The 11,996-nt window shown below is 70.5% G+C and carries 12 protein-coding genes; 1 reads left to right on the top strand and 11 read right to left on the bottom strand.

What is annotated here, in order from left to right; genetic code table 11:
- The 7 genes from PV363_RS10850 to PV363_RS10880 form a co-directional block, all read right to left on the bottom strand.
- Positions 1 to 513 (bottom strand): glycosyltransferase (locus PV363_RS10850; protein ID WP_301022327.1); only part of this gene is annotated, 513 nt, incomplete at its 3' end.
- Positions 510 to 2,042 carry an apolipoprotein N-acyltransferase gene (gene lnt, locus PV363_RS10855; RefSeq protein WP_301022328.1) on the bottom strand — a complete coding sequence of 511 codons (1,533 nt, stop codon included), beginning with the start codon at positions 2,040 to 2,042 and terminating at the stop codon, positions 510 to 512. The genes lnt and PV363_RS10850, both read right to left, overlap by 4 nt.
- 218 nt (positions 2,043 to 2,260) lie before the next feature.
- Positions 2,261 to 3,799: an amidohydrolase family protein gene (locus PV363_RS10860; protein ID WP_301022329.1), complete on the bottom strand. Its 1,539-nt coding sequence runs from the start codon at positions 3,797 to 3,799 to the stop codon at positions 2,261 to 2,263.
- Complete coding sequence (locus PV363_RS10865) at positions 3,799 to 4,398, bottom strand: GNAT family N-acetyltransferase (protein WP_220341705.1); 600 nt, start codon at positions 4,396 to 4,398, stop codon at positions 3,799 to 3,801. The genes PV363_RS10860 and PV363_RS10865 overlap by 1 nt, the downstream gene beginning before the upstream one ends.
- Positions 4,399 to 4,405: 7 nt before the next feature.
- Positions 4,406 to 4,846 (bottom strand): Lrp/AsnC family transcriptional regulator, encoded by a 441-nt coding sequence (locus PV363_RS10870; RefSeq protein WP_220341704.1) that lies wholly within the window; start codon positions 4,844 to 4,846, stop codon positions 4,406 to 4,408.
- Between the two features lie 70 nt (positions 4,847 to 4,916).
- Entirely contained in the window at positions 4,917 to 6,023 is a 1,107-nt protein-coding gene (locus PV363_RS10875) for a Xaa-Pro peptidase family protein (RefSeq protein WP_301022330.1), read from the bottom strand.
- A 34-nt stretch (positions 6,024 to 6,057) separates the two neighbouring features.
- Positions 6,058 to 6,984 carry a 5'-3' exonuclease gene (locus PV363_RS10880; protein ID WP_301022331.1) on the bottom strand — a complete coding sequence of 309 codons (927 nt, stop codon included), beginning with the start codon at positions 6,982 to 6,984 and terminating at the stop codon, positions 6,058 to 6,060.
- Between the two features lie 89 nt (positions 6,985 to 7,073).
- Between PV363_RS10880 and PV363_RS10885 the strand changes: the two genes are divergently transcribed.
- Positions 7,074 to 7,376: a thiamine-binding protein gene (locus tag PV363_RS10885; RefSeq protein WP_220345107.1), complete on the top strand. Its 303-nt coding sequence runs from the start codon at positions 7,074 to 7,076 to the stop codon at positions 7,374 to 7,376.
- Between the two features lie 73 nt (positions 7,377 to 7,449).
- Here the strand turns inward: PV363_RS10885 and PV363_RS10890 are convergent, their stop codons facing one another.
- From PV363_RS10890 to PV363_RS10905, 4 genes are all read right to left on the bottom strand, one after another.
- The gene (locus PV363_RS10890) at positions 7,450 to 10,197 is read right to left on the bottom strand and encodes a DEAD/DEAH box helicase (protein WP_301022332.1); all 2,748 of its coding nucleotides are present in this window, start codon (positions 10,195 to 10,197) and stop codon (positions 7,450 to 7,452) included.
- Positions 10,198 to 10,206: 9 nt separating this feature from the next.
- A complete protein-coding gene (gene tatC, locus PV363_RS10895) occupies positions 10,207 to 11,064 on the bottom strand; it encodes a twin-arginine translocase subunit TatC (RefSeq protein WP_220342502.1) in 858 nt (285 codons plus the stop codon).
- Positions 11,065 to 11,129: 65 nt separating this feature from the next.
- Positions 11,130 to 11,414, bottom strand: a complete 285-nt coding sequence (gene tatA / locus PV363_RS10900) for a Sec-independent protein translocase subunit TatA (RefSeq protein ID WP_220341699.1) — start codon at positions 11,412 to 11,414, stop codon at positions 11,130 to 11,132.
- 124 nt (positions 11,415 to 11,538) lie between these two features.
- Positions 11,539 to 11,996, bottom strand: a 458-nt coding sequence (locus PV363_RS10905) for a WYL domain-containing protein (RefSeq protein ID WP_301022333.1), incomplete at its 5' end; no start/stop codon positions are given.

Here is an 11,996-nt window from a genome sequence, read left to right on the forward strand (position 1 = left end):
GAGGTCGATCTTCTCTAGCGTGCTGCGGCGAAACAGCCGGTACCCGGACGTCGCGTCGCGGACCGGGATCCCCAGCAGCAGCCGGACGTAGAGGTTGCCGCCGCGCGACAGGGCCTGCCGGGAGCGCGGCCAGTTGACCACCGAGCCGCCCGGGACCCACCGGGCCCCGAGGACCAGGTCGGCGTCGTCGAGCGCGTCCAGCAGCCGGTGCAGCTGCTCGGGCTGGTGGGAGCCGTCGGCGTCCATCTCGACGAGGACGTCGTACCCACGCTCGAGGCCCCACGCGAACCCTGCGAGGTAGGCCGCGCCGAGACCGTCCTTGGTGGTGCGGTGCATGACCTGGACCGAGGGGTCCGCGGCGGCCAACTGGTCGGCGAGATCACCGGTCCCGTCAGGCGAGCCGTCATCGACGACGAGCACGTCCGCGTCGGGCTGCGCGCCACGGACCCGCCCCACGATCGACTCGACGTTCTCCACCTCGTTGTAGGTGGGGATCACTACCAGGGACTTCACCGTCGACGTACCTTCCTTCGGATTCCGCTCAGCAGTACGAGGGCGACCGTGAGCAACGCGGCCGCCTCTATCCAGATGCCGAGCCGCGTGCCGGTCGTGACCGCCGTGGCGGCCTGGATCTCCTCGGCGAGATAGCCCGGCTCCTCCTGCGGCGCCGTCGCCTGAACCGTACCGTCTGGACGGATGAGACCGGAGATCCCGTTGGTCGACGGCACGGCGACGTACCGCCCCGACTCGATCGCGCGCAGCCGCGAGATCTGCCACTGCTGCTCGGGCTGGGAGGTTCCCGTGAAGGTCGCGTTGTTGGTCTGCACCACGAGCAGCTCCGCCCCGCCGAGCACCGCGCTGCGGGCCAGCCCGTCGAAGACCACGTCGAAGCACATCATCGTGCCGACGACGCTGTCGCCGATCGGGAGGGAGCCGGACTCGTCACCGGGGAGGATGTCGCGTGGGATCTCCTCCGCGAGGAGCGGCACCAGCCACTCGGAGAACCCCCGCAACGGCACGTACTCGCCCCAGGGGACGAGGTGCTGCTTGATGTAGCGGTCGCCGGGTCCGGTCACCGGGTCCCACACGAGGCCGGCGTTGTACGCCGTATCTTCTCGGGGTCCATCGAGGATGGCACCCACCAGGATCGGGGCGCCGACGTCACGCGCCGCACGGGTGATCGCCTCGCCCGCCGCCCGGTCCGTCGTCGGGTCGATGTCGGAGGCGTTCTCCGGCCACAGGACGAGGTCGGGCGGAGGGAGAGCGCCACTGCGCACCTGAGCCGCGTACGCCGACGTCACGCGGACGTGGTTCTCGAGGACCTGGCGCTGCTCGCCGTACCAGGACGCGCCGGTCCCGGGAACGTCACCCTGCACGATCGCCACCTGCATCGAACGACCGTCCCCGGCGATCCCGACGGGAAGCACGGCACCGACCGCGAAGACAGCGCCGACGGACACCGCGCCCAGAGCCAGCCGACGCACGCGTCCCGACTCGGCGCGCCAGCACGAGAACGCCCACACGGCCAGCGCCGCCGTCAGGAACACCGCTCCCGACAGTGCCGAGACCCCCAGCCAGCGCGCGATCGGCGCCAGCGGCGTGTCCACCGCGGCAAACGCCAGCCTCCCCCACGGGAAACCACCGAAGGGAAACAGGCTCCGCAGCATCTCCGCCGCCATCCACGCCAGTGCGCCGAGCACCGGCCAGGCTCGCAGGCGCGCCAGTGCCGCGAAGGCGGCACCGAACGCGCCGTAGAAGAGGCCTTCGAAGGCGGCGAGGGCGACGTACGCCCCGGGGATCTCGAAGACCAGCACCCAGGACAGCAGGACGAGGAGGAACGACGTCCCGAACGCCCAGCCCAACCACGCCCCCACGCCGACGCTCGCGCCACGAAGGGCGACCACCAGCAGGATCAGGCCTGGCCACACGGACCATGGCTGCGAGACCGGCGCGAAGCCGCACGACACGACCAGGCCGGCCGCCACAGCAAGGGCGGTGCGCCGGAACCAGGTCCGGTCGGCGAAGGAGAGAGCACGAGGCACAGGTCAACGCTACCGGGAGGTGCCACCGACGGAGCGGCGAGAGGGAGGTGACCGTGCGAGAAGTGATCCGCCAGAGGCCCGGCGCCCTTCGGACCAGCAGAAGCTGTTGTCTAGTGGGCGCCAGGTGCCTCTGGCGTGAAGCCTCTCCCCGTGATACCGCCAGCATCCGAGAGGCGATCAGATACGACAGTGCCCTCCCTGACCGCTCGTGTCAACACTCAGGCGACGCTCGAGGCCATCTCGTACGCGGTGCGTCCCGACACCACCGTGCGGACGCACCTCGCCTCGCCGGCGACGGCCGCGTCGGCCGCCTGCGCTCCCGTCGGGACCTCCCAGACCGCGAGATGTGCCGCCGCCCCCGGCTCGAGCCGGCCGGTGCCGTCGATGCGGGCGGCCCGCCATCCGCCGACGGTGTGCGCATGCACCGCCTGTGCGAGCGACAGCGCTTGCCCGCCCGCCTGCGGCCTCGTCGCCGCCGCGATGGCGTGCCACGGCGCGAGCGGAGTCACGGGGGCGTCGGAGCCGAAGGCGAGCGGGACGCCGATCGCGGCCATCGCCGCCAGCGGGTTCATCCCGTGCGAACGGTCCTTGCCGAGACGAGCGGCATACATCCCGTCCGACCCGCCCCACGCGGCGTCGAACGCCGGCTGGACGCTGGCGGTGACACCGAGCTGGGCGAGCAGCTCGAGGTCGGCCCCCGACGGCATCTCGAGGTGCTCGACACGGTGGCGCGCGGCGCGCAACGTATCCGTCCCGAGGACGTCCCGTGCGCGACGCAGACCCTCGACCAGGGTGGCCGACGCTCGATCGCCGATGACGTGGAAGCCCGCCTGGAGGCCGGCGCGCGTGCAGCCGACGACGTGCTCGGCAACCTCGTCCGCCTCGAGGTACTGGTGCCCGATGGTCGACGGACGGTCGTCGTACGGCTCGTGCAGCGCAGCGGTGTGCGAGCCCAGGGAGCCGTCGATGTTGAGGTCTCCCGCCAGGCCCGCCACGCCGTACGCTCGCGCGTCCGCATAGGCGTCGCGCGCACCCCAGTAGGTCACCACGTGCGGCAGGACCTCGGACGCGGCCAGCGCGCGCACCACGTCCACGTCCTCCAGCGGCGAGATGTGCGGGGCGGCGTTCTCGTGGACCGAGACGATGCCGGCTGCGGCCGCCGCACGCAGGGCCGTACCGATCGTCGCCGCACGGTGGGAGGGATCGGACAGCGTCGCCAGATGCTGGCGTACGAGGTGGTGGGCGTCTCGCTCGACCCGTCCGCCGGCGCTCCAGCCGTCAGCCTCTCGCAGGCCGTGGACCCTGCTGACCAGAGAGGCCGAGACGACGCCCGAGTGCCCGTCGACGCGTCCCAGGTAGACGGGACGCCCACCGGCGGCGCGGTCGAGGTCGGGACCGGTGAGCGTGCCGTCGGGCCAGGACGTGTCGTCCCACCCCTGACCGTGCACGACGACGTCGCCAGAGCGGGACGTGTGGACGCCCAGGCGTTCGAGCGCCTCGACCCGCGAGCGCGCTCCTGCGAGGTCCAGACCTCGCAGCGCGTGACCGGTCATCGCCAGATGGACGTGGGCGTCGACGAATCCGGGCGTCAGCAACGTCCCGTCGAGCGCCCGGACCTCGGTCGCACCGTCGACCCACGACGCGGCGTCGTGGTCGTCACCGATCCAGGCGATCGTCTCGCCCTCGACAGCCAGCGCGGCCGGACGGCGGCGGTCCAGGAGACTGACCCCGCGGTACAGAGTCCGGCCGCCACCCATCAACGCACCTCGGAGGCCCCGGGCCCGGTCGGTGTGTCGCCGTGGAGCGTGAGGTCGTGCTCGTCGGTGCGAAGGTCCAGCCAGAAGTAGACGTTGTCCCACCGCTGGTCGCCGATGGCGACGAAGTCGGGGATCCTGCCGTACTCCTGGAATCCGAGGCGCTCGTACAGCGCCATCGCCGCGTGGTTGTTGCCGCGTACGTCCAGGGTGAGGATCTCGATGCCCGACTTGCGGGCGTAGTCGATGAGCTCGCCGACCAAGCGTCGGCCGAGGCCGGCCCCCCGGGCACGGGACGAGACAGCGACGCGGCCGATGTCCGCGTGCGGCTGCTCGGTCTCGCCCATCCGGCGTGACCAGTACGCAAACCCGACGACACCGCCCTCGGCGTCCTCGGCGACAGCAAGGCAGGCGTCGTCGAGGTCGCTCTCCTGCACCAGGTCGCCGAGAAGGTCGCCGACGTCGGACCGGCTCGGTGGCTCCAGCCATCCGAGTGCGGCACCCTCCTCCACCAGCTCGGTGATCAAAGCGTGCAGCGAGTCCAGCAGCTCAGGCTCTGGGTCGGTGACACGTCGTACGGTGAAGGTGGCCAGGTCGGCCATACTAGGGTCAGCCTCCGATCGGGCGGTTCTCGTAGTAGGTGGACAAGACGATGGTGCTCCTGGTCGAGACGTTCGCCGCCGCCCGGATCTCGGCGAGCAGCCCTTCCAGGGCAACGGTGCTCGGCACCCTGACCTTGAGCACATAGCTCTCCTCCCCCGCGACCGAGTAGCAGGCCTCGATGGCGTCGAGGTGCCGCAGCCGCTCTGGGGAGTCGTCAGGCTGGCTCGGGTCGATGGGACGGATGGAGATGAAGGCGCTGAGGCCCAGGCCGACCGCCGCCGGGTCGAGCTGGGCCTGGTAGCCACGCACCACTCCTCGCGCCTCGAGCCGCTTGACACGTTGGTGGACAGCACTGGTGGACAGGCCGGTGGCCCGTCCGAGGTCGGTGAAAGACATCCGGCCGTCAGCAGACAGTAGCCGGACGATTTGCGCGTCGGTATCCTCCACGTGCGACAGGATATCGACCGCGGCCCGGGAGGCGACGATCTGACCGGTGTCAGAGACGTCGTCTCTCACGTCAGTCGAGCACGACGAGGTCGCGGGTGGTGAGGTTGAGACGCTCGAGGCCGTCGTCGGTGGTCACGACGATGTCCTCGATACGGGCACCGTGACGACCCTCGAGATAGATCCCGGGCTCGATCGAGAACGCCATCCCCGGCTCGAGTGCGAGCTCGTTGCCGGAGACGATGTAGGGCTCCTCGTGGGTCTCGAGCCCGATCCCGTGGCCGGTGCGGTGGAGGAAGGCCTCGCCGTAGCCGGACTCCGCGATCACGTCGCGGCCGACCGCATCCACCGACTGCGCCGAGACGCCGGGGCGGGCGTACGCGCACTGCGCGTCCTGAGCTCGGCGGAGAACCTCGTAGTAGGCGAGGAAGTCCGCCGGTGCCGAGCCCTCGGCGACGTAGGTGCGGGTCGAGTCGGAGCAGTAGCCGGACGGCATCACTCCGCCGATGTCGACGACGACGGGGTCGCCGCGCTCGATGACGCGGTCAGAGACCTCGGCGTGGGGCGAGGCCCCGTTGGGTCCGGAACCGACGATCACGAACTCGACGCTCTCGTGGCCCTCGGCCAGGATGGCCTCGGCGATGTCCCGGCCCACCTCCCGCTCCGTCCGGCCGGGTCGAAGCCACTCCCCCATGCGCGTGTGGACGCGGTCGATCGCGGCGCCGGCTTCGCGGAGGGCCTCGATCTCGTCGGGCGTCTTGCGCGTCCGGAGCGGCCGCAGCACGCCGCCGGCGAGGACCTGGTCGGCGTCACCGAAGGCGAGGCCGAACGCAAAGACACGCTCGGCCCACATGTGGTCGTCCACGGCGACACGTCGGGCACCCTTCGCTGCTGCGTGGGCGGCGGCGTACGGGTCGTCGGTCTCCTCCCAGCCGACCAGGGCGATGCCGTGCTCCTCGACACCGGCCTCGACCGCCATCGCCACCTCGAGACGCGGAAGGACCAGGACCGGGTCGCCCTCGGTCGGCAGCACCAGGCAGGTCAGACGCTCGAGCGGCATCGCGGCGAACCCCGTGAGGTAGCGCAGGTCGGCACCGGGCGTGACCAGAAGAGCGTCGATTCCGGAGTCCTTCGCTGCCGCCCGGGCAGCGTCGAGCCGGCGAGAGATGTCGGTGGTCATGCCCTCGAGACTACCGGCGGCGCCCCGCGGGCCCTCAGGGCGCCGTCAGGGCAGCTACGGCCCGCTCGGCCGGACGGCCGAGACCCCAGGCCTCCGCCAGCTCCGCCATCTCGCGGATCTGCTCGGTCGTCACGGGCCGGAGCGTCAGGTCGACATCGAGCGGCAGGTCACGGACCACCTCGACGACTCGAGGCGCGACCGCGAGATAGTCCGCGGCCGCCAGGAGGTTCTTACGAGCCCGCGGGGCCATCTGGACGTGCCGGTCCGCGGCAGCCTCCACGATGCCCGCCAGGTCACCATGGGCGGCGAGGAGGGTCGCGGCCGTCTTCTCGCCGATCCCGGCCACACCGGGCAGGCCGTCGGACGGGTCGCCGCGCAGCACCGCGAAGTCGGCGTACTGGGCCGGCTCGATGCCGTACCGGTGGCGGATCCACGCTGCGTCGACCGACTCCAGCTTGCTCATCCCCTTGGCCGGGTAGAGGACGCGCACGCCACGGGCGTCGTCGACGAGCTGGAACAGGTCGCGGTCACCCGTCACCACGTCGACGGGGCCGTCCCAGGTGGTCGCGAGGGTGCCGATGACATCGTCGGCCTCGTAGCCGTCGGCACCGACGACGGGGATGCCGAGGATCTGGAGTGCTCGGGCGATCACCGGCACCTGGACGTCGAGGAGGTCGGGCGTCTCCTCCACGTCGGGGGCCGTCGCCTGGGCCTCCTCGACCCGGTGTCCCTTGTAGGACGGGATGAGCTCGACGCGCCACGCCGGCCGCCAGTCGTTGTCCCAGCACGCGGCCATCGCATCCGGCTCGAGCGAGTCGACCAGCGTCGCGACGAAGTCGAGCATCCCTCGTACGGCGTTGACGGGCGTGCCGTCGGGCGACCTGAGGGTGTCGGGCATCCCGAAGAACGCCCGGAAGTAGAGGGAGGCCGAGTCGAGCAGGAGCAGCTTCTGCTGGGACATACCCGCACCGTAGCGGGCGGCGGCGACGGATCGCCTCACGACGTACGACAGACAGCGCCAGGTGGCGGGCCTTCTCGTACGCTGAGGCGATGATCGCAGCGTTCAGCATCAGCCCGGCGACCGCCGACGACGCCGGCGGCGTGGGGGAAGCCGTTGCACGGGCCGTCGCCGTCGTCCGCGCGAGCGGCCTGCCTCACGAGACCAACGCCATGTTCACCAACATCGAGGGCGAGTGGGACGAGGTGATGGACGTCGTCAAGCGTGCCGTCGAGGCCGTGGCCGACGTCTCGCCACGGGTGTCGCTGGTGCTCAAGGCCGACATCCGTCCGGGACGTACGGGACAGCTCTCCGAGAAGGTCCAGCGGATCGACGAGCTGCTCGGCGAGGAGTGACCCGCGAGCGCCCGAGAGTGACCCGCGAGCGGTCCAGGAGTGACCCGCGAGCCCCCGAGAGTGACCCGCGGGGCTACTCGGAGACGGAGGAGTAGGCGATCACGCCGCGGCGCAGCAGGTCTGCGGCTGCCCGCGCCTTCTTGCGCAGCGCGTCGTCGGTGGCCGCCGCGGCAACCTGCTCGATGACGTCGAGGAGCTGCTTGATCGCGCGGACGAAGTCGCCGGCGGCCACGTCGTTGGACTCCAGGACGACGTCGAGGTCGTAGCCCGACGCCCACTGCCAGGCCGTCCAGGCGAAGCCGAAGTCGGGACGCCGCAGGAACGACAGCCGGTGCGTGCGCTCCACCTGCTCCAGCTCGGCCCAGGTGCGCGCCATCTCGTCGGCGACGATCGCCGCGGTCCCGCGCGGGAACCGTGGCGGGCCGTCCCCCTCGGGGTTGCGTGACTCGTACGTGAGCCCGCTGAGCACCGCGGCGAGCTCGGCAGGATCCAGGTCGTCCCACGTGCCGCGCCGCAAGCACTCCCCTGCGAGCAGGTCGAGCTCGGAGTAGAGACGCTGCAGGCGCCGGCCGTCCGGGGTCACGGTGTCGCCGTCGAGGTAGCCGAGCTCGTCCAGGACCTCGCACACCCGGTCGAACTGCCGAGCGACGGTGTTCGTCCGCTGCTCGATCCGCCGGCGCTGGTTGGCGGTGTCGCGCTCCAGGCGGAACCACCGCTCGGCCCAGCGGGCATGGTCCTCGCGGTCGGGGCACTGGTGGCACGGGTGATGCTTGAGCGTGTCGCGGAGCTCGTCGATCTCGGGATCGTGCACCGGGGCGCCCTTGCTCCGGCGAGCACTCGGCAGATCGAGGTCGCGCGTCTTCTGCCGCAACGTCGACGCGAGATCGCGTCGCTGCTGCGGGTTGCGGGCGTTGAAGGTCCGCGGGACCTGCATCCTACGGACGGGGGTGATGGGCGACGGGAAGTCGACCAGCCCGAGCCGGCGCGCGTGCCGGTCGTCGGTGAGCACGAACGGACGGGGAGCGCTGCGGTCCTGGGTGCCGGGGTCGAGGATCACGGCCCAGCCTGCCCACCGCCCGGCGGGCACCGCGATCACGTCGCCGGGGCGGAGCCGTGCCAGCGAGGCGGCGACATCGTCGGCGTGCGCGGAGCGTCGCTTGCGGGACGCGTTCTGCTCGAGGTCCTTGATGCGGCGGCGCAGCGCGGCATACTCCATGAAGTCACCCCTGGAGCAGGTCGCCGCCTCGGCGTACCCCGCGAGTGCCTCCTCCGCCTTGTGGACCTGGCGCGCGAGCCCGACCACCTGTCGGTCGGCCTGGAACTGCGCGAACGACTGCTCGAGCATCTGCCGCGCGGTCGCACGACCGACCTGGTGGACCAGGTTGACGGCCATGTTGTACGACGGGTGGAAGGACGACCGGAGCGGATAGGTGCGCGTCGACGCGAGGCCCGCGACGTGCTTGGGATCCAGACCCGGCTGCCAGAGCACGACCCCGTGTCCCTCGACGTCGATGCCTCGACGTCCGGCGCGACCCGTGAGCTGCGTGTACTCCCCCGGCGTGATCTCGGCGTGCGTCTCGCCGTTCCACTTCGTCATGCGCTCGATGACGACCGAACGGGCGGGCATGTTGATGCCCAGCGCCAGCGTCTCGGTGGCGAAAACGGCCTTGACGAGGCCCTGGCTGAAGAGGTGCTCGACGACCTCCTTGAAGGTCGGCAGCATGCCCGCGTGGTGGGCGGCGATGCCGCGGGCGAGCCCTTCGACGAAGTCGGCGTAGCCCAGGACCTCCAGGTCGGCCGGCGGGAGGTTGTCTGTCGCGGACTCGACGTAGGCGCGGATCTCGCGCTCCTCCGCCGGTGAGGTGAGCCGCAGGTTCGTCGACAGGCACTGTTCGACGGCGGCCTGGCAGCCGGCTCGGCTGAAGATGAAGGTGATCGCCGGCAGCAGTCCGGCGGAGTCGAGCCGGTCGAGGACATCGACCCGGTTGGGCGTGTAGTTGCGGGAGCGGTGCCGGTGGGCCCCGTACGACTGGCCGCGCTTGCCGCGCTTCCCCGGCCCGCCGCCGGCGCGTCCGACCTGACGCATCCGCCACTCGTCGCGGGCGATCCGTTCGAGCTCGGTGTTGACCTGCGCACCCTCGGCGGGGTCACCCTCGAACAGGTCGTACAGGCGGCGCCCGACGAGGACGTGCTGATACAGCGGGACCGGACGACGCTCGGAGACCACGGTCACGGTGTCGCCGCGCACCTCGCTGAGCCAGTCACCGAACTCCTCGGCGTTGGAGACCGTCGCCGACAACGACGCCACCTGCACGGACTCCGGGAGGTGGATGATGACCTCCTCCCAGACCGCACCGCGGAAGCGGTCGGCGAGGTAGTGCACCTCGTCCATGACCACGTAGCCGAGACCCTCCAGCGTCCGGGAGCCGGCGTAGAGCATGTTGCGCAGCACCTCGGTCGTCATGATGACGATCGGCGCCTCGCCGTTGATCGTGTTGTCGCCGGTCAGCAGCCCTACCCGGTCGGCACCGTAGCGCTCGACCAGGTCGTGGAACTTCTGGTTCGACAGCGCCTTGATGGGCGTCGTGTAGAAGCACTTGCGGCCCGTGGCGAGCGCGAGATGGACCGCGAACTCACCCACGATGGTCTTGCCGGACCCGGTCGGAGCCGCGACGAGGACTCCGTGGCCGTTCTCCAAAGCTTCGCAGGCCTCGACCTGGAACGGATCCAGATCGAACGCGTACAGACTGGCGAACTCAGCAAGGAGAGGTTTGGCCTGCGCAGCCCGGAACTGGGCATATCGCTCCGCCGGTGAGGTCATACCTCCAGCCTACGGGGCGCTCCTCGGATCGTCGGGAGCGTCGAGGTCGCTCGGGCGCTCGTCCTCGAGGCGGTGCTCGACGGTGATGTCGGACATCTCGTCGTCGGAGACGGCGAGGCCCTCCGCGACGGCACGCTTGGCCCTCCGGCGGTCGGTGAGGTGCGCGATCCCCTCCGCGATCAGGAAGAGAACCGTCATCGGCAGCGCAAGGACCACCATCGTCAGCGGGTCTGTCGACGGAGTCGCGATCGCGGCGAAGACGAACGTCGCCACGATGATCCAGGAGCGGGCCCCGGCCAGTTGGCGGCCGGACACCGCTCCCATGCCGTTGAGGAGCACGACGAACAGCGGGATCTCGAACGCCACCGAGAACACCAGCAGGATGCGCAGCACGAAGCTGAGGTAGTCCGGGAGCGCATTGAAGTTGGAGGCGAAGTCGGGCGTGAAGCCCATGAGGAGCTCGATGCCCTTGGGCAGCACCAGGTATCCGGTGACGAACCCGATGATGAACAGCGGACCGGCGATCGCACAGAAGAGGATCGTCCAGCGCCGCTCGTTGCGGTGCAGCGCGGGCACGATGAACGCCCAGATCTGGTAGAGCCAGACCGGGCTGGAGACGACGAGCCCTGCGACGAGCGAGATCTTGAGCGCGAAGGTGAACGGGTCCGCGATCCCCGAGAACGTCAGGGCCTCGTTGATGTCGCGGCCGTTCTCCTCCAGCGTCTCGACGGCCTCGAAGTACGGGACGGTCAGGAAGTCGAGCAGCTGGTCGTAGAAGAACGCCGCGACGACCGTGCCTGCGACGATCGCCAGCACGGCCCTGAGGAGACGGTCACGCAGCTCACGCAGGTGCTCTGCCAAAGGCATCGTGCCGTCGGGGGCAGCGGCCGGTTCGGACCGCTTGCCCCTCGAGATGAGCGCCACGGGTCAGATCAGGGCGTCTCGGGACGCTTGTCGTACGCGGTCGCCGGGCGAGTCGGCTGCACCACGTCGGACGGCAGCGCGGCAGTCCTCTCCACGACAGGCTTCTCCACCACGGGCTTCTCGACGACGGGCTTGTCGTCGTCGTCGTCCATCAGGCCCTTGGTCTCGGACTTGAAGATCCGCAGCGCGCGCCCGGATCCCCGAGCAAGCTCCGGGAGCTTCTTGGCGCCGAACAGCAGGACCAGGACGGCCAGGATGAGGACGATCTCCATCGGGCCGATCTGCTTGAACATAAGGACCTCACGATTCCGTGCGTCGGTGCGCAGGGCGCTCCGTTGCGCCTTCACTGGCATCGTACGCCGCCGAGGAAGGACTCGTCTCCCCTCACACGCATCTGGGGCCCGCGAAACGAAGCGCTCAGGAATGGTCGGTCGACCGGTCGTACTCCGCCAGGGAGGCGGTGGTCTCCGCGATGACCTGCTCCGCGAGGCGTCGCGGCTCGACGACCCGCACGTTGCCCGCCGACCGCAGGACGAACCGCTTGAGCCACGCCTCGTCGCCGGTGACCACCTTGATCAGCAGCCACCCGTGGTCGTCCGTCCCGATCTCGGCGTGATCGACGTAGTCGCGGACCCACAGCGCGTTGGGGTGGAGCGCGACGATCGCCTCCGCGTCCCCTTCGTGAGGCTCGAACAGGTGGGTCGTGTAGTCCCGGCGTTCGACGCCCTCGTGCTCGGCGACAGCGGTGTCGAGGACCTCGATGCCTTCGACCCGGTCGAGTCGGAACAGCCGGACGCCGTCGGCGCGGTGGCACCACCCCTCCAGATAGAGCCTGCCCTCGGCGGTGATCAGACGCAGCGGGTCGACGTCGCGCT

This window comes from Mumia sp. (assembly GCF_028803055.1).
Classification (GTDB): domain Bacteria; phylum Actinomycetota; class Actinomycetes; order Propionibacteriales; family Nocardioidaceae; genus Mumia.